General features: G+C 31.1%; 21 protein-coding genes. 11 read left to right on the plus strand and 10 right to left on the minus strand.

The window, feature by feature from the left end:
* Nucleotides 1–26 precede the first annotated feature (26 nt).
* From CLU82_RS18280 to CLU82_RS18295, 4 genes are all read left to right on the plus strand, one after another.
* Nucleotides 27–854, plus strand: coding sequence for a universal stress protein (locus CLU82_RS18280; RefSeq protein ID WP_157813403.1), 828 nt, complete (start codon nt 27–29; stop codon nt 852–854).
* A gap of 237 nt (nt 855–1,091) precedes the next feature.
* On the plus strand, nt 1,092–1,925 hold the full coding sequence (locus CLU82_RS18285; RefSeq protein WP_100844452.1) for a universal stress protein: 834 nt from the start codon (nt 1,092–1,094) through the stop codon (nt 1,923–1,925).
* A 224-nt stretch (nt 1,926–2,149) separates the two neighbouring features.
* Nucleotides 2,150–3,922 carry a DNA mismatch repair protein gene (locus tag CLU82_RS18290; protein ID WP_100844453.1) on the plus strand — a complete coding sequence of 591 codons (1,773 nt, stop codon included), beginning with the start codon at nt 2,150–2,152 and terminating at the stop codon, nt 3,920–3,922.
* Between the two features lie 197 nt (nt 3,923–4,119).
* Nucleotides 4,120–5,349: a TMEM143 family protein gene (locus tag CLU82_RS18295; RefSeq protein WP_100844454.1), complete on the plus strand. Its 1,230-nt coding sequence runs from the start codon at nt 4,120–4,122 to the stop codon at nt 5,347–5,349.
* A gap of 118 nt (nt 5,350–5,467) precedes the next feature.
* Here the strand turns inward: CLU82_RS18295 and dnaN are convergent, their stop codons facing one another.
* From dnaN to CLU82_RS18320, 5 genes are all read right to left on the minus strand, one after another.
* Complete coding sequence (dnaN, locus tag CLU82_RS18300; protein WP_100844455.1) at nt 5,468–6,586, minus strand: DNA polymerase III subunit beta; 1,119 nt, start codon at nt 6,584–6,586, stop codon at nt 5,468–5,470.
* A 107-nt stretch (nt 6,587–6,693) separates the two neighbouring features.
* Nucleotides 6,694–8,379 carry a gliding motility-associated ABC transporter substrate-binding protein GldG gene (gene gldG / locus CLU82_RS18305; RefSeq protein WP_100844456.1) on the minus strand — a complete coding sequence of 562 codons (1,686 nt, stop codon included), beginning with the start codon at nt 8,377–8,379 and terminating at the stop codon, nt 6,694–6,696.
* Nucleotides 8,379–9,104, minus strand: a complete 726-nt coding sequence (gene gldF / locus CLU82_RS18310) for a gliding motility-associated ABC transporter permease subunit GldF (RefSeq protein ID WP_100844457.1) — start codon at nt 9,102–9,104, stop codon at nt 8,379–8,381. Before gldF ends, gldG begins: the two co-directional genes overlap by 1 nt.
* A gap of 77 nt (nt 9,105–9,181) precedes the next feature.
* Nucleotides 9,182–9,478: a putative quinol monooxygenase gene (locus CLU82_RS18315; protein ID WP_100844458.1), complete on the minus strand. Its 297-nt coding sequence runs from the start codon at nt 9,476–9,478 to the stop codon at nt 9,182–9,184.
* 36 nt (nt 9,479–9,514) lie between these two features.
* Nucleotides 9,515–10,342 carry an S-adenosyl-l-methionine hydroxide adenosyltransferase family protein gene (locus tag CLU82_RS18320; protein ID WP_100844459.1) on the minus strand — a complete coding sequence of 276 codons (828 nt, stop codon included), beginning with the start codon at nt 10,340–10,342 and terminating at the stop codon, nt 9,515–9,517.
* Between the two features lie 127 nt (nt 10,343–10,469).
* Between CLU82_RS18320 and CLU82_RS18325 the strand changes: the two genes are divergently transcribed.
* The 7 genes from CLU82_RS18325 (at nt 10,470) to CLU82_RS18355 (ending at nt 18,422) form a co-directional block, all read left to right on the plus strand.
* Nucleotides 10,470–10,727: a hypothetical protein gene (locus tag CLU82_RS18325; protein WP_100844460.1), complete on the plus strand. Its 258-nt coding sequence runs from the start codon at nt 10,470–10,472 to the stop codon at nt 10,725–10,727.
* A gap of 144 nt (nt 10,728–10,871) precedes the next feature.
* Nucleotides 10,872–11,825 carry a PhoH family protein gene (locus tag CLU82_RS18330; protein WP_100844461.1) on the plus strand — a complete coding sequence of 318 codons (954 nt, stop codon included), beginning with the start codon at nt 10,872–10,874 and terminating at the stop codon, nt 11,823–11,825.
* 431 nt (nt 11,826–12,256) lie between these two features.
* Nucleotides 12,257–13,090 (plus strand): IS982 family transposase, encoded by an 834-nt coding sequence (locus CLU82_RS18335; protein ID WP_198520270.1) that lies wholly within the window; start codon nt 12,257–12,259, stop codon nt 13,088–13,090.
* A 132-nt stretch (nt 13,091–13,222) separates the two neighbouring features.
* Nucleotides 13,223–14,044: a Cof-type HAD-IIB family hydrolase gene (locus CLU82_RS18340; RefSeq protein WP_100844462.1), complete on the plus strand. Its 822-nt coding sequence runs from the start codon at nt 13,223–13,225 to the stop codon at nt 14,042–14,044.
* Between the two features lie 171 nt (nt 14,045–14,215).
* On the plus strand, nt 14,216–16,564 hold the full coding sequence (locus CLU82_RS18345) for a prolyl oligopeptidase family serine peptidase (RefSeq protein WP_100844463.1): 2,349 nt from the start codon (nt 14,216–14,218) through the stop codon (nt 16,562–16,564).
* 152 nt (nt 16,565–16,716) lie between these two features.
* A complete protein-coding gene (locus CLU82_RS18350) occupies nt 16,717–17,304 on the plus strand; it encodes a hypothetical protein (protein WP_100844464.1) in 588 nt (195 codons plus the stop codon).
* A 164-nt stretch (nt 17,305–17,468) separates the two neighbouring features.
* On the plus strand, nt 17,469–18,422 hold the full coding sequence (locus CLU82_RS18355; RefSeq protein ID WP_100844465.1) for a phosphoribosylaminoimidazolesuccinocarboxamide synthase: 954 nt from the start codon (nt 17,469–17,471) through the stop codon (nt 18,420–18,422).
* Between the two features lie 112 nt (nt 18,423–18,534).
* Here CLU82_RS18355 and CLU82_RS18360 read toward each other — a convergent pair whose 3' ends face one another.
* The 5 genes from CLU82_RS18360 to CLU82_RS18380 form a co-directional block, all read right to left on the minus strand.
* Nucleotides 18,535–18,909, minus strand: coding sequence for a DUF4258 domain-containing protein (locus CLU82_RS18360; RefSeq protein ID WP_100844466.1), 375 nt, complete (start codon nt 18,907–18,909; stop codon nt 18,535–18,537).
* Between the two features lie 36 nt (nt 18,910–18,945).
* Nucleotides 18,946–20,145, minus strand: coding sequence for an alanine dehydrogenase (locus CLU82_RS18365; protein ID WP_198520279.1), 1,200 nt, complete (start codon nt 20,143–20,145; stop codon nt 18,946–18,948).
* 61 nt (nt 20,146–20,206) lie between these two features.
* Nucleotides 20,207–20,683 (minus strand): GNAT family N-acetyltransferase, encoded by a 477-nt coding sequence (locus CLU82_RS18370; RefSeq protein WP_100844468.1) that lies wholly within the window; start codon nt 20,681–20,683, stop codon nt 20,207–20,209.
* Between the two features lie 8 nt (nt 20,684–20,691).
* On the minus strand, nt 20,692–21,099 hold the full coding sequence (gene tsaE / locus CLU82_RS18375) for a tRNA (adenosine(37)-N6)-threonylcarbamoyltransferase complex ATPase subunit type 1 TsaE (protein ID WP_100844469.1): 408 nt from the start codon (nt 21,097–21,099) through the stop codon (nt 20,692–20,694).
* Between the two features lie 39 nt (nt 21,100–21,138).
* Nucleotides 21,139–22,692 carry a bifunctional response regulator/alkaline phosphatase family protein gene (locus tag CLU82_RS18380; RefSeq protein ID WP_100844470.1) on the minus strand — a complete coding sequence of 518 codons (1,554 nt, stop codon included), beginning with the start codon at nt 22,690–22,692 and terminating at the stop codon, nt 21,139–21,141.
* Nucleotides 22,693–22,886 lie beyond the last annotated feature (194 nt).

Below are 22,886 nucleotides of genomic sequence, written 5' to 3' on the forward strand. Positions count from 1 at the left end.
ATTGATTTATATCTAAATAAATGATTATGAAGAAGATATTGTTTCCAACTGATTTTTCAGACGTTTCCAAAAACGCTTTTATTTATGCATTAAAACTAGCCGATGCAGTAAATGCAGAAATTATTACGCTCCATGTTTACGAAGTAGATTCGCCCAAATACTTAGACTTCTCTATTTATCTACAGGAAATTTATGAGTACGAAGAATTGAGTGAATTCGAAAATTACAAAGACGAAGTACCTCTTTTACGAAACATAGCCGAGGTCAATAATTTAGGGCATATACCCATTAGTAACGTACTCATTGAAGGTAGTTTGGCTGCCGAAATCCTTAAGCTTTCCAAAGAGGAAAACATAGATTTTATTGTTTTGGGAACCAAAGGAGTAACTAATCTAAGACAGATATTTTTGGGTACTACACTCACCAATATCATGGATGAATCCAAAATGACCGTTTTGGGTATTCCAGAAAGTTGTACATACACGCCCATTACAAAAATACTGTTTACAACAAAATACCATTTTGAGGATATCGAAGCATTACATAAAGCACATAATTTGTCCAAAATATTTAATGCTCATATCGATTGCTTGAATGTAAAACCAGCACATAAGGTTTATAATGACGATTTTATTGTCGACTTCAAAAACGTTTTCAAAAATTCCAACGTTGCTTTTCATTCCGTTTTAAGCGACGATGTCGAAGGAGCAATTTTAGATTTCATTCAACAAAAAAAAATAAATATGATGGCTGCACATATAAAGCACAAAGGATTTTTCGAAAAGTTATTTCAAATAAGCCTTTCCAAAAAATTGGCTGTAGATATCAATATTCCATTCTTATCGGTTAAGTAATTATATAAAGTAAATACAATTTGGGCGTGCCACATTAGGAAACGGGAGCCTATTTAGCATACCGCATATACGGCTCCCTTTTCCTAATCTGTCGGGCTATCCGCGCTACTTTGGTAGCTAGTTTTTATCCCTCACGCACAGTATGCACTACACTATTAGTTGTTCATAAGACTAATCAGAGATCAAAATTTACAAACTGAATTACTCAGTATTAATTAAACTATAAATTCATATAAAATGAAAAAGATTTTATTTCCAACCGATTTTTCTGAAGTCGCGAATAATGCTTTCATTCACGCTCTAGAATTTGCAAAGATTGTAAAAGGAGAACTAGTATTATTACATACTTTCGAATTGCCTGTTGTCGAAAATGCATTCACTCCAGACAATTATTACACACTCTTTGATTCGCTACAATTGGCACAGTATGATATGTTCAAAAGTCAAATCCCTAAACTTCGTGAATTAGCTCAAAAACAACATTTAGAGAACATTCAGCTAAATCATAAAATAATGGAGGGAGATTTGATTTACAGCATTAAAAAAGCCATAAAAGAAGAAAAAATTGATTTTGTTGTCATGGGAACTGCTGGAGCCACAGGATGGGAAGCCTTTTTTATAGGATCCAACACGGGCTCAGTAGTAACTGCGGTCGATGTTCCAGTGCTAAGCATACCTGTAGAAGCCCAATACACCAAAATCAAAACCATAGGTTTTACAACACGCTTTAGAGAAAAAGACAAAAAACCATTGCGTCAAGTTATCAAAATTGCTAAAAAATCGAATGCAATTGTAAAGTGCCTGTATGTAAAAACTAGTAAATCAGATGTTACAGATGAAATAATCAATCAATGGAAAAATGAGTTCGAGAAAGAATCTGTAGAATTTTTAATTACAAATAGCGACTTAGTAAAAGAAACTATTTTAGATTTCATATCTCATAAAAACATTGATATGTTGGCTATGATTACACATAAAAGAAACTTCTTTTCAGAACTGTTTCAACCAAGTCTAACTCAAAAGTTCTCTAATATTTCAACAGTACCAATTTTAGCGATGCACGAGGAATAAATTTTAAATATTAAATTGCAGATTTTAAATAAAGTTTTACTGCAAAGTACGAACACAATCTTATCATCCAGAGGAACGAGGGAACTCCTCGATAAATTTTCGTCTCGGATAACAAGATTATAAATAAAGGATTTCTAAATATGACTTTTGCTATTGCTGGAGATTTTTGATATTGCCATTGCCATCACCATTGCTTACATTTGTATATATCATTAAAACAAAAGATGAAAATATATAATAGCAACAGTCAAAATTATTCTCAGGAATTAAAAGCAATAAATACCAAATACAATACGATTAGTTTTTTCAGACTTGTTAGTATTTTACTTTTCTTAACAAGTTTATTTTATTACATAAAAACCAGTGAATCAGTATTTGTCATATCGGCAGTAATACTGTTTGCTGGTTTTGTTATTTTGATGCGAATCCACTCTAAATTATCCTTTCAGAAAAAGATAAAAGCAGCCCTTGTTGCTATAAACGAAAATGAAAGCACCTATTTGGAACGCAAATCAATCCCGTTTCAAAATGGAGCCGAATTCAATGATTTTCATCATCCGTATGCCTACGATTTAGATATTTTTGGAGAACATTCCTTGTTTCAAAATCTAAACAGAACAGCCACTTTTATAGGTAAAAAAACCTTGGCAAAACAATTATTAACACTATTGCCAAATGACGAAATACTAAAAAATCACCAAGCAGTACAGGAATTAAGCGAGAAGTTAAATTGGCGCCAAGAGTTTTTAGCAATCGCCAAAGTAGGGCAGGATAACGAAACATTTTATAAAACCTTACTACAATGGAGAGTATACAATAGTAAACCATTGTCGAAAGCAGCAGTGGTAATTTTATATTTATCCCCAGCACTTTTTGTGAGTTGTCTTATAACTTATTTGGTGACATCAAACACGGTTTTCTTAACGTATTTATCTTTTTTGTTTGTAGTTAATTTAGGGATTTTGGGTAATTTCACAAAGCGAATTCAAATGGAAATTGCACAATCCGAAAACATCAATACAATAATTAGTCAATACAGTTTATTGGTTCAAAAAATTGAAAACGAAAGTTTTATTTCGGAAAAACTGAAAGATTTACAACAAAAATTAAACTTTAAAAACCAAAAAGCTAGCGCACATCTTCAAAAATTAGCCGAGTTGTTTTCTAATATGGAAACTATTGGCAATTTTGTAACTGCGTTATTATTCAATGGAACGTTTCTTTTTAATATCCATGTTTTAAAATCGATGATTGCTTGGAAAAAAGAACACGCAGTAGTTTTAGAAGAGTGGTTAGAGGTTATCGGAGAATTTGAAATGCTCAATAGTTTAGCAAATTTCGCATACAATAACCCTGATTTCGTGTATCCAAAACTAAATTCTAATTATGAAATCGCTTTTTCTAATCTAAGCCATCCTTTATTAAATCCAGCGACTAGAGTAGGGAACGAGGTACAGTTTCAGCCTCAATCCTTTATGATTTTGACAGGTTCAAATATGTCTGGCAAAAGTACATTCTTGCGTAGTTTAGGCATCAATATGGTGCTTTCAGGAATGGGTTCTCCAGTTTGTGCAAGTCAGGCAACCGTGCATCCATTACCAGTATTAGTCTCAATGCGACTTTCAGATTCATTATCAGATAGTGAGTCCTATTTCTTTGCCGAAATCAAGCGTTTAAAACAAATTATGGACGAATTGGAAGAAAACCCAGCTTTTGTCCTTTTGGATGAAATTCTAAGAGGTACCAACTCCGATGATAAACGCAACGGAACAATCGAAGTAGTCAAAAAAGTGATTGCAAAAAAAGCCATTGGCGCTATCGCAACTCACGATATAGAAGTTTGCCTAACTACAAATGAATACCCAAATACCCTAACCAACAAATGCTTTGAAGTTGAAATTAGCAACGATGAATTACATTTTGATTACATGCTTCGTGATGGTATTTGTAAAAACAAAAGCGCTACTTTCTTAATGAAAAAAATGGGTGTGATTTAAATTCTGGATTTCATATTTAGATCATTACTTCCGCATTTAGATGTATCACTATTTCCAAAATAATAAAGCCAAGATTCGAAAGTGAATTTAATACACTATCGTAGATTTAAAATATTCGCAAAAATCATTTAAATATTGAATTGCGAGTGGTATTTTTGCATTTCAAATACTTCCGAAATTAAATCCCCATATTTAATATGACACGAGACCATTACATTCCCTTCAATAAGGAATTCTTACTCGAGCAACAACTGGCAACCTTCTCTGATGACCCAAAAAAGGTTGAAGATTTTAAAAAGCTATTCGATATCATCGAACATTATTACCATTACGAAGCTTTTAATCTCAATCAGAGTCTAAAGAAAAACTATGCCTTATTTGATCCAGATTTAAGCAAACATGAAAAAGAAGGATTCATAGGTAAAAGTGATTTTTCAGTATTTAAAAAAACACTTCAAAAAGTTCTTGATCACAGTAATTATACTCGTGTAAATCAAGATACTTTGGATGTTGCATTCAAAAATTCAGATTTAATTGGTTTAGATTTAGCAATAGACTTTAATGCTTTTAAAGATTACGAAGTCTATGTTCGTGGTGAACACAAGGCCAAAGAAAAGATAAAAAAATACTTCTTTTGGAAAAAAGAAATAGAAATTGAGTACTACGATCGGGTTATGATTTATCTAAATTATAACGACGCTGATTATCTCAAAGAGAAAAAAGTAAAACTAAAAAACATCCCTATTGAACCTGGCTCAATAGTATTAAAAATATTTAAACGCGTACCTAAAAATGACTTAGAAACGATATTTCCAAATGCTATCCCTATGATGTCAACTACAGATAAGTTGCTTTTATGGGTGCCTGCTATTTTTGGGGGAGTATCGTTATTAAGTGCTAAAGTAATTCCCGCATTAATAGGTATGTACGGTGCTTATAAGTCAGGTGAAGCTATTGATTTCTTAAATAGTAAAACCTCATTAAATCAAGGCTTAATTGCGTTAGGGATATTGTCTGCCTACTTATTTCGTCAGTATAATAACTATGTAAATAAAAAGATTAGATATTCTAAAATGCTTTCTGATAGTCTTTATTTCAAAAACTTAGGAAATAACAGTGGAGCATTTTATTCCTTATTAAACTCTTCGGAAGAAGAAGTGCTCAAAGAAACTATTTTAGTATATGCTTTTTTAAACAGAAGTGAAACTCCTTTATCTGCTGAAGAACTGGATCATCAAATTGAGTCTTGGTTCTCATCAGAATTAAATACAAACCTTGATTTTGACGTAAAAGATGCTTTATCAAAATTGCAGCATATTGGACTAGGTGTAGAAACTAATGGTAAGTGGGAGGTTGTTTCTTTAGATAAATCACTTATACAAATTGACACACTGTGGGACAACGTTTTTGAGTATAATCAAGGATAATTGATTTGAATTTACATTTCTAAAATATTTAATAAAAAAAAACCAAAACTCTGGTTAGGGAGTTTTGGCTTTTTCAAATATAAAAATGGTTTTGGTTAGTTTCGTATATTTTAAGTAACTAGCTGTTTAGCATTACTGGCATTACAAGCATTGTTACGGTTTCACCCTCTTCTAATCCATCAATAGGAGTAAGAATTCCGGCTCTGTTAGGTAATGACATTTCAAGCATTATCATATCTGATTGAAGGTTGTTCAACATTTCAGTCAGGAAACGAGAGTTGAAACCTATTTGCATATCGTCTCCTTGATAATCACAAGTCAATCTTTCTTCTGCTTTGTTAGAATAATCAATATCTTCAGCAGAAATATTCAATTCGGCACCAGCCACTTTCAAACGAATTTGGTGTGTTGTTTTGTTTGAGAAAATAGCAACACGACGTACAGAACTCAAAAACTGAGAACGATCCATCAACAATTTGTTTGGATTCTCTTTCGGAATAACCGCTTCGTAATTTGGATATTTCCCATCAATTAAACGACATAATAAAATGTAGTTATCAAACGAGAAAGTTGCATTCGAATCGTTGTATTCTATTTTTACTTCAGCATCAGATGAGCCAAGTATACTTTTTAAAATATTCAAAGGTTTCTTAGGCATAATAAATTCTGCTACTTGTGATGCTTTTACATCAGAGCGAGCATATTTTACCAATTTGTGTGCATCTGTTGCCACAAAAATTAAACCTTCCGGAGAAAATTGAAAGAAAACCCCAGACATTACTGGACGTAAATCGTCATTTCCAGCTGCAAAAATGGTTTTACTAACAGCAGTTGCTAATACATCAGCAGGAACTAACGTTACTGAGGGTTCGTCTAAGTTTACTGATTTTGGAAATTCTTCTCCTGGAGCATATGCCAAAGCATATTTACCTGAATTAGAACTAATTTCTATAGTACTGTTTTCTTGAACGGTGAATGTTAGTGGCTGTTCTGGAAAAGTTTTAAGGATTTCCAATAATAATTTTGCAGGAACCGCAACACTTCCTTTGCTTTTAGAATCAATGGTTAATGTAGCAGACATAGTAGTTTCTAAATCTGAAGCCGAAACAGTTAATTCGTTATTATTTAATTCAAATAAGAAGTTGTCTAAAATAGGCAAAGTATTGTTGCTGTTAATAACACTACCTAAAACTTGTAATTGTTTTAATAAGTACGAACTCGATACTATAAATTTCATCTGTATTGTTTTGTTTTTAATGGTGTACTTTTTTTAAATAAAATTCGGAATACACTTTTACAAATATATTGTAAACTATTCTAGTATTGCAAATTTTTTATTAACATCTATTTACTATATTTTCTTTTTCTAAGGAATGTAAATCCTAGACCAAATAACCCTAAAAATACGATTGGAAGTCCGATAGTTAGGAACTGCGTGAAAGTATAGTTTTCATAGACTTTTTCTTTGTCTAATAAGGGTAAATCAAGATCTTTGCTTCTAATGTTAATAAGTCCAGTATCATCTAATAGATAATTGACACAATTCATCATAAAATCTTTGTTGTCGTATAAATTGCCAGATCTTTGGTCGTAACCTAGTTCTACAGGCTGTCCCGATTTATCCAATTGGTTCTTTATAATATCTCCATCCGAAATTACAATCATTTTGCTGTCTGTTCCTTTCTTTAAAAAGGATTTGTCGTCAAATGGTAATACACGATTCTCAAACATCGAATGAAAAGAGCCTTCTAATAAAACTGCCATCGGAATATTTCCTTTATTCAAATAATCAGAAGGAGAAGTTTGCTCGGAGACCATATTTAAGCTGATTTCCACCGGCGTTCCTACTTTCTTGGAGTAAGGTGAAGATTGTAGAAGAACTGTTTTTTTAATTCCGTTTTTCAATGTATCCATTGCATTTGCAAAATCAAATTTGATACCTCCCAGATTTTTTACAATTGGGTGTTTACTAATTGGATACACTTGCGGTGCAAATTTCCAGTTAAAATCTTGATAAGTTGTTCCGCTTCCTTGATCACCACTAGCCAGTTTTATAGGACTTCCTTGTTCATCTTTCACTAAGTCTGGATTGATACGTACTCCATATTTGAAGAATAAATCGTTCAAATTTAAGTCTTTTGGAAATGCTAATGTTGCTCCTGTTGGATTGTAAAGACTATCCATTTCGGCATTGACCTGTTCTACCAACCACAGTGTTTTTCCTCCATTGATAATGAATTGATCCAGAACCAATTTTTCTTCATCAGTAAAAGCTTCAGTTGGTTTAGCAATTACTGCCAAATCATAATTTTGTAATGATTTTAAAGTTCCTGTCGGGTCTTTTGCAACCGAATCTAATGTAAAAGGACCTATGAAATAGCTTTCACGGACTTGCATTAGGAATTTAGCAATATGTCTCTCCTGAAGCTCTCCATTTCCTTTTATGATAGCAACTTTCTTTTGTTTTCCTTTAGAGATTTTATTAATACCATCAGATATAGAATATTCAAGATGCTGAACAGAACCAATTACTTTTTGAGTAGTATTAGTTCCCATAATGTTTTTCAACAGCGGAATATTAACTTCTTTGTTGTTGTAAACTGCAATTGCCCAAGGAAAAACCATCGATTGAGATTGTTTTCCTTTATCGTCAACAGTTATGTTTATTGGTGTAAGTCCTTTTCGATACAATTCTTTAATTTTATCCATACTTTCGTCTTTGTTTTCCAAAGGATCAACAAATTCGATAATAATGTTGGAATTATAAGCTTGAAATTCTTCCAAAAGCTGTTTTGATTCTTGCTGTAGTCGCTTGAATTCAGCTGGTAATTCTCCTTGCAGATATACTTTTATAGATAAAGGCGCTTTTACTTCTTTGATGATTCTTAAAGTCGTTGGTGAAAGGGTATAACGATGATCTTGCGTTAAATCAAAACGATGAAAAAAGAAATTACTAATGATGTTTAAAATGAATACTATCGCAACAGTAATCAATAACGATTTGGCGTTTTTTATATTGAATGCTTTCATTACGACTTGATAGATTTTAAATTATAAACGGTGAAGGAAAGGAATAAAACAGTAATGCTTACAAAGTAGATTACATCCCGAGTATCAATAACACCCCGACTCATACTTTTGTAATGATCTTGCATTCCGAAATAGGATATAATTGAAGAAAAATTAGGCAAGATTGAAGCCAATCCTTCAAATCCAAAATAGAAAAAGAAGCATAAGAATACAGCAATTATAAAGGAAACTATCTGATTCTCGGAAATAGAAGAAGTAAAAATTCCAATTGCTGAATAGGCTGCAATTAAAAATAATAATCCAAAATAAGATCCAAGTGTGCTCCCCATGTCTATATTTCCTTCTGGAGAACCTAAATTCCAAATTACAGCAACATAAATAAAGGTAGGGATGATTGCTATTACGATTAATAGAAATGCACCCAGAAATTTCCCGTTTACAATTTCCCAAAGACTGATGGGTTTTGTAAGTAATAATTCAAGGGTTCCTTGTTTTTTTTCATCCGAGAAACTACGCATTGTTACTGCAGGAATTAAGAATATTAAAATCCATGGTGCCAAAGTAAAAAAAGGCGTTAAATCGGCAAAACCAGTATTCAAAATATTATATTCACCTTCAAAAACCCAAAGAAATAAGCCGTTTCCAATCAAGAAAAGAGCAATTACTAAATATCCAATTGGTGAGCCAAAAAAGGATTTTATTTCGCGAAATACGATTGACTTCATTTTTATTTATTTAAAAAATTTAAAATTGTGTTGTTTTTAGATTTAAAGTTTAAAAACTGTTTTAATTAACATAGAATTTATGCCAAAGTGACTAACTTGTCTACACTCCAGGCCTCAGGTTTTGCATTGAATAATTTTTTGGTGTATTCCCAGACATTGTAAAAAAGCTCCGAATTTCGATAATTTTCTAAATCTTTCTCAGTTTCCCAATAACTATAAGTAAAGAAAATGTTTTTGTTATTTTTATCTTGATATAGTTCCAGGAAACGATTTCCTTCCGCGTTTCGTATTTTATCTTTCATTAATTCAAAGTTTTCCAAAAAAGCTGGAATATGTTCCTCATGAAAACTCAGTTTTACTATTCGTACAAACATAATTTTTTATTTAAAATTGATTTGTTTAAGATTTAATTAAACAAATTTTATAGAGACAACATCTCTGTAATTAAGACCTAATAGTGTACTGGCCGAACCTACTGTTAAAGGATTACTTCTAAAAATGGCTATTTCCAGAAAACCTGCCTCATTAAAAATAGCCAGTTTTTGACCTTCATAATATTTTACAGGATATTTATCTGAACTGGCAATAGCCGAATAATAAGGTAAAATTGTTTTTATAATTTGGGTTTTAAAAGTGATTTCATAGGCTCTTCCTTTAGAACATTCTAAAAACTGTTTTTTAGAAATATTAGTGACAACATTGCCAAAATGATCAATATATATTACATTCCCTTTCAATTGATTTCCATCTTCTGTGAAAATTACTTGTAAATCAGTTACTTGTTTTAAGTTTTTAATTTCTTTGCCAATTACACTTAAAACTCCACCTTTTGCAATATGACAAGCTACTTTGACAAATACATCAAGATCAGTAGCCTCGTTATGTAAACGGTCATGAATGGTTATAGCAACGATTTTTTGAGGAATTATCTTTTGCGAAAGCATACTTAATATACCATTATCGGCTGCAATAAAGAAATGATCGTTCCATTGCATAACAATATGTTGATTTTCTTTATTGGCTTCCAGATCCACTCCAATAATATGAACAGTTCCTTTTGGGAAGCTATTATAAGAAGCCGAAATTACATAACTGGCTTCTGCGGTGTTAAATGGATCAATGTAATGTGAAATATCAATAATTGAAGCGTCAGAATACTCAGATAATATTTTCCCTTTCAATGAACCAACAAAATGGTCTTTCAAGCCGTAATCGGTAGTAAGGGTAATTATTGACATAAAATTGTTTATAACTATTGAGTTTTGCAGCAGCCGAAACTTATTTTTTCTTAAATTTGGTAAATGCAAAGCTAAAGTATTTTATACTTTATTTAAACAGAAATTCATTTGAATTAAAACAAAATCTATGTCAAAGTTTATTTTTATTTTATTTCTTTTATTTACTAGTCTAAATTCATTTGGCCAAGAATGTTTTTCGAAAAACAAAGTGTCTAAATCAGATATTTCAGATAAAAAAATTAAAGTTAAAAAAGTAAAAATTGAAGTATTGAATGAAACAGAGATCGATTTACTTCTTAATGATAATCTTTGTGAAATCTTATCAATTAAGCCTTCCGATTTATTGAATGAAAAAATGTTAAAAAAATTAAGAGCTAACGTATAATTAGAACCAGAATTACTCAAATTCCGGAAAAGATGTTTTTTAGTGTTATTTACCGATTTAGAAATTAAAAACTGTAATTTAATAATTGCAGCGTAAAGATTGAATTAGTTTAATCTCAATTAATTAACTTAAAAACTTCTTATTTTGAACGAAAGAATCATAGAGCTCATCGACATTGCTCCCAAAGATTTCTGGGGCACACACGACTCACATTTAGAGTCAATTAAGAAATATTATCCAAAACTAAAAATTGTCGCCAGAGGAACTACTCTAAAAGCATTTGGAGATAAAGACGTTTTAGATGAATTTGAAATGCGTTTTCAGCGTTTAATGTTGCATTTTACGAGATATAACACTATCGATGATAATGTAATTGAGAGAGTGATTCAAAGTGATTCTCAAGAGGAAACCCGAGTATTTGGTCACGACAAAATTTTAGTTCATGGTGTAGGTGGTAAAATTATTAAAGCCATGACTCCAAATCAGCAATTGCTGGTTGATACAATGGAGAAAAATGATATGGTCTTTGCTGTTGGTCCTGCAGGAACTGGAAAAACCTATACAGGTGTAGCCATGGCTGTAAAAGCACTGAAAGAAAAACAAGTCAAGCGTATTATTTTGACTAGACCTGCTGTAGAAGCAGGAGAAAATCTTGGATTTCTTCCTGGTGATATGAAAGAAAAACTAGATCCATATATGCAGCCATTATACGATGCATTGCGGGACATGTTGCCTAACGAAAAGCTTGAAGATTATATTTTGAAAGGAATCATTCAAATTGCACCTTTGGCTTTTATGCGAGGAAGAACTTTGGATCATGCCTTTGTAATTTTGGATGAAGCTCAAAATACAACGCATTCGCAGATGAAAATGTTTTTGACACGTATGGGTAAAAGTGCTAAATTTATGATTACTGGTGACCCTGGTCAAGTAGATTTACCTCGAAGAACAATCTCAGGACTTAAAGAAGCTTTATTGGTTTTAAAAGATGTAGATGGAATTGGTATTATTTATCTTGATGATAAGGATATAGTTCGTCATAGATTGGTGAAAAAAGTGATAGATGCTTACAAACAAATTGAAAATAATGACTATTAAATTGAAAGACTTAATAATTTAAAATTAGAAAAGGAGAGGCTTAATTGTTAAGTTTCTCCTTTTTCATTTGTAATTAACTACTGTTTTGATTTTGGGCGTGGCCCTTCGTAAAACTGCGGGTCGGGTTTTACATTCCTGCTTTTTTCATATTTAGCGAAGAAAAATCGCTCCATTTCAAACGAAGTTCACTGAACTCAGATGAAAATAAATACATAGTGGAGTAATCCCTCACGCAAAAAAAAGGGAAAGTTGTTTATAAAAGGATTAAATGATTAAAGTTAACCCGTTGGGTGTAATTATTTGAAGTAAAAAATAGGGATTAGATATTGTTCAAGATACTGAAATTCAGTATCTTGATGTCGCTAAACGATACAATATCTATGTCAAATATAGTAAAAAATTATCTAAGAGTTTTAGAAGTTATAAGTTCGTTGAATTGTGAATTAGAATTCAAATCAGGTATCGGAAGAAAAGATAAAATGTCTGATTTAGAAGTTGTTGCATTGAGTTTAACCGCTGAATTTATGTCAATTGACAGCGAAAATTCACTTTTCAAACAGCTAAATTCTAATGAAATTCCAAATCTAATAGAACGAAGTCAATTCAATAAAAGAAGGAGGAAATTGTTTTTATTTTCTGAAGAAATTAGAATTAAACTAGCATCTTATTTTCTTGATTTTGAAGATTATTTTATTGTGGATAGCATGCCATTAGAAATCTGTAAATTTTCTCGTCATAACCGAATCAAAATCTGTAAAAATGAATTTGAAACTGCACCTACAAAAGGATTTTGTGCTTCTCAAAACAGCTGGTTTTATGGTTATAAACTTCATGGAGTTTGTTCAATTACTGGAGTTTTTCATTCATTAGATATTACAAAAGCAGAAGTTCATGATGTAAATTTTTTAAAAAACATAAAACAACAAATGTCTGATTGTGTGATTCTTGGGGATAGAGGATATCTGTCAGAAACGATTCAATTGGATTTATTTCAAACAGTAAATATCAAATTGGAAACACCAAAACGAATTAATCAAAAAAATTATAAACCACAACCGTATATTTTTAGAAAATCAAGAAAAAGAATCGAAACATTATTTTCTCAATTATGCGACCAATTTTTAATCAGAAGAAATTATGCAAAAACTTTTGAAGGATTTAAAACTAGAATATTGGCAAAAATAGCATCATTAACATTAATACAATATGTCAATAAATTTATATTTGACAGACCAATAAATAATATTAAAAATCAAATAATTTAATTGCACCCAACGGGTTAAAGTTAATATATTTATATAATTAAGTTAAATACTTCTCATGTGAAGCTTACTTTTTGGGTATGTTATTGTAAAGCAATAAATTTGCAGTGTTTAAAATGAAATTGAAATTATAAAATGTCGAAACAAAAAATTAAAGTAGTAATAAGCGATTTAGATGGAACATTACTCAACTCAGATCACACTATATCACCCTATACAAAATCTGTTTTTCAAGAACTTCACAAACAAAATTATTTAATTATTGTTGCAACCGGTCGTCATCACTTGGATGCTATGACAATTATTAATAGTCTCGATTTTCCTGTTTATTTAGTAACTTCAAACGGGGCTCGAATTCATTCTCCACAAAAAGAACTTTTGTATTCTCTTAATATGAATGGAGATTCTGTAAAATCTGTTTTGTCATTAGATATTGATCCAGAGATTACCACAGTTTTATTTAGAGAAACGGTTTGGCAAACTTCAAAAACGAATAATAAGCTTAATGCTTTTCAGAAAGATTTAACGTATCCTCCTCAAGTTGTTGATTTTGCTAAGCTGGATGATTTCAATGCTATCAAAATATTTTTTACTCATGATAATCATCAAAAATTGGTAGATTTAAAAGAGAGAATACTTGAAGATTATCCAGATACGTTTAGTCATGCTTTTAGTTTGCCTATTTGTTTAGAGTTTATGGATAAGTCTGTAGATAAAAGTGTAGCAATCTCCAAAATATTAGAAAAAGAGGGGTATTCTTTTGAAGAAACGATCACATTTGGAGATGGTTTTAATGACGAAAAAATGCTGGAAGCAGCTGGACTCGGATTAATTATGGGGAATGCACCAGAGAATTTAAAAAGCAAGTTACCTCATTTGGAAGTAATTTCAACGAATAATGAAGATGGGGTCGCCAAATATTTATTGAGGAAATTAGAGTTGGCGAGTGAAATCTAATGACTTGAGTATAAAACAAAAAAAAGAAGGAATAAGGAGTTTGTATTTTTGATTTAATCGAAATCTAATAGTATCAATGAATTATTCGTATGTATTTGTTTTTAATTCAAAAAAAAGTAGCAACTAATACTGTTTTTTTTCTGTATTTTCGCAGGACTAAAATAGTGAAAAATGTTCAAAAAAATAGTTGTTTTGATTTGCTTGGTTTATGGAATTGTTAGCCAAAGTCAGAGTTTAAAATTGGAAGAAATCATGAAGGGTGAATCGTTTGTAGGAGTACAGCCTACGAATGGACATTGGTCGATAGATGGAAAAAAAATCTATTTTGAATGGAACCCAAATAATGATATTGATAAGAGCATCTATTATTGGGAAAAAGGAATGCCAGTTCCGCAATTAGCTTCAGCAAAAGAAGCAGCCTTTTCAAAAATAGATTTAAAAAGAAACCTAGGTTCAGATTTAGGATATTATATTCAAAATGGAGCTTTATATTCATATTCGTTTAAATATAAAATATCAAAAAAACTTTTACAGCAAACTAGTCCGATTTCAAATTTGAAATTGGCTTTTGAGAATGGGGTACTTTTTTTTGAACAAAATGGGAATCTATTAAAATATAATACTAAAGAAGGATCAATACTGCAACTTACTAATTTTAAAGAAGGCAAAGAATCTGAAAAGGAAATAGAAAAAGAATCTTTTTTAAAGAGCCAACAAAAAGAATTATTTCAATTTATTCGTGACCAAGAGACGAAAAAGAAATGGAATACTGCAAAAATAAAAGAGAATAAGTCTGATTTTCCTAAGCCCTTTTTCTACGACAAAAGCATCTTTGAAAATTTAAATGTAAATCCACAAGGAAACTTCGTAACGTTTAGGCTAATTGATAAAGTTGATGTTAAGTCTGAAAAAATGGAGACTTTTATAACAAAAGATGGTTATAACGCAACTCCAGATACTAAAGAAAAAGTATCTATAAATAATTTAGTAGCTACAAAATTTGCAATTTATTCTGTTGCTAAGGATTCTGTTTATTATATGAATTTTTCGTCATTAAGTCATATTCAAGATGTGCCTAAATATTATAGTTTGTATGAAAATTTAAAGAGTAATAAAAAAACAGATAAATTAATAGTGGTTCAAGAACCGATCTATAATCAGGACGGAACTTTTGCTGTTGCAGAAATCAGAAGTCAAGATAATAAAGACAGATGGTTAGTGAATCTTAATTTAGAAAAAAACACTTTCGAAGAAATAGAACATCAACATGATGAGGCATGGATTGGTGGCCCTGGTATTCCTTCATATGCTTTTGATTCGGGTGTAATTGGTTTTCTGGCAGATAATGAAACTATTTATTTTCAATCAGAAGAGACAGGGGATTCTCATTTGTACATTTATAATATTAAAAGTAAAAAGAAAACACAGCTAACGAAAGGTAATTGGGAAGTGCGAGATGTAATTCTATCAAAAGATAAGAAAACGTTTTATTTAACAACAAATACAACTCATCCAGGTAATAGAAATTTTTATAAATTATCAATTAGTGATGGTGTTTTACAGCCAGTTTTAACAAAAGATGGTGCTCATGAAGTAAGTTTGTCTCCCGATGAAAGTACTTTGTTGGTTCGTTACTCTTTTAAAAATAAACCTTGGGAATTGTATTATGCCGAAAATAAAAAGAATACAGAACTTCATCAAATAACTTTTTCGACAACAGAAGCATTTAAAAAATACAATTGGCGTACTCCAGACGTGATTACATTTCAGGCTCAAGACGGAACATCAGTCCATGCCAGATTGTATAAACCAGAATTAGAAAAGAGTAATAAGGCGGCAATTATTTTTGTACATGGTGCGGGTTATCTTCAAAATGCACATAATTATTGGAGTAATTATCACCGAGAATATATGTTTCATAATTTGTTGACCGATTTAGGTTATACCGTATTAGATATTGATTATAGAGGAAGTGACGGTTATGGTAGAGATTTTAGAACTGGAATATATCGCTTTATGGGCGGTAAGGATTTGACGGATCAAATAGATGGAAAAAATTATCTTGTCAAAAATTTAGGTGTAGACGCTAGTAAAGTTGGAATTTATGGGGGGTCATACGGTGGCTTTATTACTTTGATGGCTATGCTGACAACACCTAAAGAATTTGCTTCGGGAGCAGCTTTGCGATCTGTTACAGATTGGGCGCATTACAACCACGGATATACATCTAATATTCTTAATTTTCCAGAAACAGACCCAATTGCCTATAAAAAGAGTTCTCCAATCTATTTTGCAGAAAATTTAGAAGGAAATTTGTTGATGCTACACGGAATGGTCGACGACAATGTAGAATACAAAGATATTGTTCGTTTGTCACAACGTTTTATTGAATTAGAAAAGAAAAATTGGAGCCTTTCTTCCTATCCAGTAGAATCTCATGGGTTTAAAGAAACATATTCTTGGATTGATGAATATAGTAGAATATTAAATTTGTTTAATAGCACACTTCTTAAAAATTAAAAGTGACTGTTTTTTAACTTGAATAATGTTTCAAAAAAAATAAGCCAATGATTTATTAATTATCTCATTTTTAGGAATTTGAATTTAAAATAGTATTATTTTATGCGTAAATTATTATATATTTATGATGCTAATTTTAATTCGTGTAAATAATGGAAAACTTTTTAAAGCAAGTTGAAAGAAATTGTGTTTCTGGGGCACTTTTATTATTACCCTTAGTAGTTTTTTTTATAATTCTTCAAAAGGTTTGGGGATTTTTTCAAAAATATGGAGAGAAGTTTGCTCATTTTCTTAGGTTAGATGAGATTTTTGGAAAAATAGCAACAGATATTCTAGGAGGAGTAATTTTATTACTGTTACTTTATTTTAGTGGTTATTTAATGAGATTAACTTTTTTAAAGTCATTTACCAGTTGGATAGATGATAAATTAATGATTTTTTTACCAGGATATGAAAAGAATAAAAAAATAGCGGAAGAAAAATTAAATACAAAAGTTAAAAAGCCAAATACCAATTTACCTATTTTGCTCGAAAAAGATCAATTTTGGCAACCAGCTTATTTAATTGAAGAAAGTGCAGATGGTAATGCTGTTGTTTTTTTACCAGTTGCACCGGATAAAAATCAAGGACAAATTTTGATAGTACCTTTAGTAAAAATAAAAAAACTTTCTAGTACAACACTAACTCAACTTGATGAAGCAATTAAAGACCATGGAAAAGGAATTTTAAATTTTAAATAGTTTTTTTGAAACCCTAAATTAAATCTTTGAAGTCTTATTCTTCAAATATTTTTTTTTGAAAAATAAATTTATCCATTTATTGAGGTATCTATTTTCAGGATTCATTATGTAACTATGTGAAATAGTTTTAAATTTGCATTCATAAAAATAACAACACAACACTAATGAGCAATACAATAACTACTACCAATTTTAATTTTCCGAATCAAAAATCTGTTTATAGAGGAAAAGTAAGAGAAGTTTATAATATAAATGATGATTTACTTGTAATGATAGCTACTGATAGGCTTTCTGCATTTGACGTGGTTTTGCCAAAAGGAATTCCGTATAAAGGTCAAATTTTGAATCAAATTGCGACAAAATTCATGGAACTAACACAAGATATTGTTCCAAATTGGTTAATTGCTACTCCAGATCCTAGTGTTGCTATAGGACATTTATGTGATCCTTTTAAAGTAGAAATGGTAATACGTGGTTATGTTTCAGGTCATGCTGCTCGTGAATATGCAGCAGGAAAAAGACAAATTTGCGGTGTAACAATGCCTGAAGGTTTGAAAGAAAATGACAAATTTCCAGAACCAATTATAACGCCAACTACCAAAGCAGACAATGGTTCTCATGACGAAGATATTTCTCGTGAAGATATTCTATCAAAAGGAATTGTTACCGAAGAAGATTATTTAGTTTTAGAAAAATATACTCGTGCTTTATTTCAAAGAGGAACTGAAATTGCTGCTAGCCGTGGTTTGATTTTAGTTGATACTAAATATGAATTTGGTAAAACTAAAGACGGTGTGATTGTATTGATTGATGAAATTCATACTCCAGATTCTTCTCGTTATTTCTATTCTGAAGGTTATCAAGAAAGACAAGACAACGATGAAGAGCAAAAACAATTATCGAAAGAGTTTGTTAGACGTTGGTTGATTCAAAATGGGTTTCAAGGTCTAGATGGACAGCAAATTCCTGATATGACAGAGGAATATATTGAAACAGTTTCGGATAGATATATCGAATTATATGAAAATATTTTGGGTGAAAAGTTTGTGAAAGCTGATATTTCAAATATTAACGAACGTATAGAGAAAAATGTCTTAGCTTATTTAGAACAAAGATAATTTAAGCCAAATCGTTATAATACGATTATAGTTAAGCCATAATTCATTTATTTGAGTTATGGTTTTTTTTAGGTCAAAAAAAAAACTCTTCGTTTGGAAGAGTTTTAATATGTTATTTTTTGATAATGTCTTCAAGAACAGCTTTGTTATCGTAATTGATTACTTTAATAGTGATTTGCTGATTCTTCTTTGTCTTACCATCAATTATGTATAGTTTTCCTTTTTTGAAAGGAATATTACTTTGATCAAAATCAACGTCTCCAAGTTTTAGCGTATTCTTAATATCTGTGGTGTCAACCCATTTTTGTGATAATATAAGTGCTGCTTTATCAGAATAGAAGAATGGTTTTGTACTTAAATCATTCAAAACTCTCGCATTTGGAAAATAGTTACAACGGGTATCTTTTCCGCTAAATATAGCGGCTACAATAAATCCTCCCATTATTAGACCTATTAAATAGTAGGCAAAACGTTGTATAAAATTCATATTTTAATTTTTCGGCAAAGGTATGGGAAAGTTTAGTTAAAAAACAATTAAATTAATGTCGTTATCTGGTAAATCAAACCAATCACCAATGGCTTTATTAGTTAGGATACCATGATACAAATAAACACCGTTTTTTAATCCTGAATTACAACGAATAGCACTTTCGATACCACCATCTTCTGCAATTTGTAATAAATAAGGAGTGATAATATTGCTTATAGAAAGAGAAGCTGTTTTTGAATATCGGGAAGGGATATTTGGGACACAATAGTGTAGTACATTACTCTTTATAAAAGTTGGTTTTTCGTGGGTGGTCACTTCAGAGGTTTCAAAACAGCCACCTGTATCAATACTGATATCAACTATTACTGCGCCTTTTTTCATATGTTCGACCATTGTCTCACTTACAACAACTGGACAACGTTCTTTTCCTCTCATAGCGCCAATCGCAACGTCGCAACGTCTAAGTGCTTTAAGTAATGATTTTTGTTGTATGGTTGAAGTGAAAATACGTTGGCTTAGGTTATTTTGTAATCGTCGTAGTTTAGTTATCGAATTATCAAAAACTTTTACACTAGCTCCAAGGCCAATGGCTGTTTTTGCAGCAAATTCTCCAGCGGTTCCTGCGCCAAGAATAACTACTTCTGTAGGTGCAACTCCTGTGATATTTCCAAATAAAAGCCCTTTTCCAAATTCATTGGTAATCATTAATTCGGCGGCGATTAAAATAGATGCAGTTCCAGCAATTTCACTCAACGAGCGTACAGCAGGGTAGGAGCCGTCTTCATCTTTTAAATATTCAAAAGCAAGGGAAGTTATTTTTTTTCGGGATAAAGCTTCAAAATATCCTTTTTTTCTAGTCTTTAGTTGAATGGCGGAGATTAAAATGGCTTTTGTATTCATCATTTCAATTTCGGCAATTGTAGGTGGTTCGACTTTTAAAATCATCGGACACCCAAAAACTTTTTTGGTATCTTGACAAATTTCTGCACCAGCATCACTATATTCTTTATCACTGTAACTAGAGCTTATTCCAGCTCCTGCCTCAATCATTACTCGATGTCCTTGATAGGTAAGTGAATTCACAGCATCTGGTGTTAAGCAAATGCGTCGTTCTTGATAACTATTCTCTTTTGGAATTCCTATAAAAAGTTGGCTTTTATGTCTAGCGATTTCTAGTTTTTCTTCCTGAGGTAGTAATTGTTCTTTTGTGAATGGGCTTAATGACATTGATATGTTGTAATTAGTGGTACAATTTACAAAAAAGATTCAAAGAATAATGTTTTACAATGTCCTATTAGGATAATACTTTTTCCATTTTAATATCGGCTCTTTCATAAATGCCTTCTTCAAGAGGGATTTCTTTGAAACCAAAATTGGCATATAAAGCTAATGCGGGTCTTAATTTTCGATTGGAATAAAGAATTAATTTTTGAATTTCATTTTGTTTAGCTTTATCTAAACAATGTTCCATCAGTTTTTTACCAATTCCTAATCCTTGATTTTTATCAGATACTGCCATTTTGGTTAATTCAAATGTAGTTTCGTTAATCTTTATCAAGGATACTGTGCCAACAATTTGATTGTTGTATTGAGCATAAAAAATCATTCCTCCTTTGTCTAATATTTCTCCCTGAGGGTCGGATAATACCTTTTTATCTTTGGGTTCAACTTTAAAATATTTTTGAAGCCATTCTAAATTTAATATTTTAATAGCTTCTTTGTATTCCGTTGAAAAAGGGATAATGATTACTTTATTTGCTTCTATACTCATAATCCGAATTATTTTAATTCTAATAAACGCTCGCCAGTTGGCAATAATTGTATTGTAATAACAGTATGCTGTTCGGGAATCAGATTTTCGATTTTTTCAGACCATTCTATAAAACACCAGTTTCCTGAGTATAAATAGTCGTCTACACCCATATCTAGCGCTTCAGTTTCTTTGTTTAATCTGTAAAAATCAAAGTGATATACAGTTTGATTATTGGTTGTTTGGTACTCATTAACTAACGAAAATGTTGGACTGCTAGTCGCATCATTTACCCCCAATGTTTTACAAAGCTGTTTGATTAAAGTAGTTTTTCCAACACCCATTTCTCCATTAAAAAGGATTACATTATTTGGGTTTTGGTCTAAAATTTGTTGCGCAACTGTTGAAAGTTGCGCAATAGTAAATGTAATAGTCATTTTTAAATATTTCTATTGTCTAATTAAAATAAAATCAGGCTATTTCGGATTGAAAACAAGGAAAGGAATAATCATTTCCTCCAATGAAATTCCACCATGCTGATAGGTGTTTTTGTAATAACTCACATAATGGTTGTAGTTGTTTACATAAGCCAAAAATAAATCATTTTTAGCAAAAATATACGAACTGCTCATGTTTATGGCAGGTAAGCCTATTAGTTTTGGCTCTTTAACTGCATATACATCTTTTTGCTCATAAGTTAAACTACGACCAGTTTTGTAACGCAAATTCAAACTAGTATTTTTATCACCTACTACTTTTGATGGATTTTTGACATTAATAGTACCGTGATCGGTTGTTAATATCAATTTGAATCCTAATTTTTGAGCTTGTTGAATGATTTCCAATAAAGGAGAGTTTTTAAACCAACTCAAAGTTAGGGAACGATATGCTTTATCATCTGAAGCTAATTCTTTTACCACATCCATTTCGGTTTTGGCATGCGAAAGCATATCAACAAAGTTATAAACCACAGTAACAAGATCATTGTCTTTTAATGATTTAAAACTCTCTGCTAGTTTTTTCCCTCCCGCTAAATTGGTGATTTTAAAATAATCTTCTTTTAAATCGAGTCTTAGACGTTTTATTTGAGCAGTTAGAAATTCGGCTTCGTATAAGTTTTTACCGCCTTCTTCCGGGTCATTTTTCCAATATTGAGGAAATTGTTTCTCCATTTCAAGTGGTGTTAACCCTGAGAAAATGGCATTTCTTGCATATTGTGTAGCTGTAGGAAGTATAGAAAAATAAGGAACTTCTTTTTCGAGTTTATAATAATTACCTACTACACTTTCAAAAGCTTTCCATTGGTCGTAACGCAAATTGTCAATCACAACAAAAAGTACTGGTTTGTCTTTCTTCTGAATCTCAGGAACTACTAATTCTTTGAATAAGTTATGAGATTGTATTGGCTTATCTGCCTTTGGTGCAAACCAATCTTCATAATTACGTTCAATAAATTTTCCAAATTGAGAATTTGCTTCCACTTTTTGAGATTCCAGAATTTCGATCATTCCTTGGTCATCAATATTTTCAAGTTCTAATTCCCAGAAAATAAGCTTTTTATATAATTCTACCCAATCTTCATAGGAGTTCACCATAGCCATTTCCATAGTTATTTTACGGAACTCTTTTTGATAATCCAAAGTTGTTTTTTGAGAAATCAATCTAGAATTGTCGAGGTTTTTCTTCAAACTCAATAAAATCTGATTTGGATTTACTGGTTTGATTAGGTAATCGGCAATTTTAGAACCAATTGCTTCTTCCATAATATACTCTTCTTCACTTTTGGTAATCATAATCATCGGAATGGAAGATTTTTTTTCTTTCATTTCAGATAATGTTTCCAAACCGCTCATTCCAGGCATATTTTCATCAAGAAAAACAATGTCAAAATTATTTTCGTCAAAAATATCTATAGCATCGCGTCCATTGTTACAAGTAGTTACGCTGTAGTTTTTTTTCTCAAGAAATAAAATATGTGGTTTAAGTAAATCGATTTCATCATCGACCCAAAGTATTTTTATAGTATCCATATATAATTTATTTTAGTGCAATTTAGTTTTATAGAACTTAAAAAATATTAAAAATAGTATAAAGTTGATTAAAAATAATTAGAATTAATTCTGATTGTTTTTATTGGTTGTGTTTTTTGGTTTTGATTTATAGTTGTTTATCTGGAAAATAAACTGATTTGGTTTGCTAAATTTGATTTGGAAGAATTTGGGAT

This window comes from Flavobacterium sp. 5, from assembly GCF_002813295.1.
Lineage (GTDB): Bacteria > Bacteroidota > Bacteroidia > Flavobacteriales > Flavobacteriaceae > Flavobacterium.

What these genes read in the sequence shown, in the direction of transcription:
- CLU82_RS18280 (WP_157813403.1), top strand. Translation starts at nt 27, where the DNA reads ATGAAGAAGATATTGTTTCCAACTGATTTTTCAGACGTTTCCAAAAAC.
- CLU82_RS18285 (WP_100844452.1), top strand. Translation starts at nt 1,092, where the DNA reads ATGAAAAAGATTTTATTTCCAACCGATTTTTCTGAAGTCGCGAATAAT.
- CLU82_RS18290 (WP_100844453.1), top strand. Translation starts at nt 2,150, where the DNA reads ATGAAAATATATAATAGCAACAGTCAAAATTATTCTCAGGAATTAAAA.
- CLU82_RS18295 (WP_100844454.1), top strand. Translation starts at nt 4,120, where the DNA reads ATGACACGAGACCATTACATTCCCTTCAATAAGGAATTCTTACTCGAG.
- dnaN (WP_100844455.1), bottom strand. Translation starts at nt 6,586, where the DNA reads ATGAAATTTATAGTATCGAGTTCGTACTTATTAAAACAATTACAAGTT.
- gldG (WP_100844456.1), bottom strand. Translation starts at nt 8,379, where the DNA reads ATGAAAGCATTCAATATAAAAAACGCCAAATCGTTATTGATTACTGTT.
- gldF (WP_100844457.1), bottom strand. Translation starts at nt 9,104, where the DNA reads ATGAAGTCAATCGTATTTCGCGAAATAAAATCCTTTTTTGGCTCACCA.
- CLU82_RS18315 (WP_100844458.1), bottom strand. Translation starts at nt 9,478, where the DNA reads ATGTTTGTACGAATAGTAAAACTGAGTTTTCATGAGGAACATATTCCA.
- CLU82_RS18320 (WP_100844459.1), bottom strand. Translation starts at nt 10,342, where the DNA reads ATGTCAATAATTACCCTTACTACCGATTACGGCTTGAAAGACCATTTT.
- CLU82_RS18325 (WP_100844460.1), top strand. Translation starts at nt 10,470, where the DNA reads ATGTCAAAGTTTATTTTTATTTTATTTCTTTTATTTACTAGTCTAAAT.
- CLU82_RS18340 (WP_100844462.1), top strand. Translation starts at nt 13,223, where the DNA reads ATGTCGAAACAAAAAATTAAAGTAGTAATAAGCGATTTAGATGGAACA.
- CLU82_RS18345 (WP_100844463.1), top strand. Translation starts at nt 14,216, where the DNA reads ATGTTCAAAAAAATAGTTGTTTTGATTTGCTTGGTTTATGGAATTGTT.
- CLU82_RS18350 (WP_100844464.1), top strand. Translation starts at nt 16,717, where the DNA reads ATGGAAAACTTTTTAAAGCAAGTTGAAAGAAATTGTGTTTCTGGGGCA.
- CLU82_RS18355 (WP_100844465.1), top strand. Translation starts at nt 17,469, where the DNA reads ATGAGCAATACAATAACTACTACCAATTTTAATTTTCCGAATCAAAAA.
- CLU82_RS18360 (WP_100844466.1), bottom strand. Translation starts at nt 18,909, where the DNA reads ATGAATTTTATACAACGTTTTGCCTACTATTTAATAGGTCTAATAATG.
- CLU82_RS18370 (WP_100844468.1), bottom strand. Translation starts at nt 20,683, where the DNA reads ATGAGTATAGAAGCAAATAAAGTAATCATTATCCCTTTTTCAACGGAA.
- tsaE (WP_100844469.1), bottom strand. Translation starts at nt 21,099, where the DNA reads ATGACTATTACATTTACTATTGCGCAACTTTCAACAGTTGCGCAACAA.
- CLU82_RS18380 (WP_100844470.1), bottom strand. Translation starts at nt 22,692, where the DNA reads ATGGATACTATAAAAATACTTTGGGTCGATGATGAAATCGATTTACTT.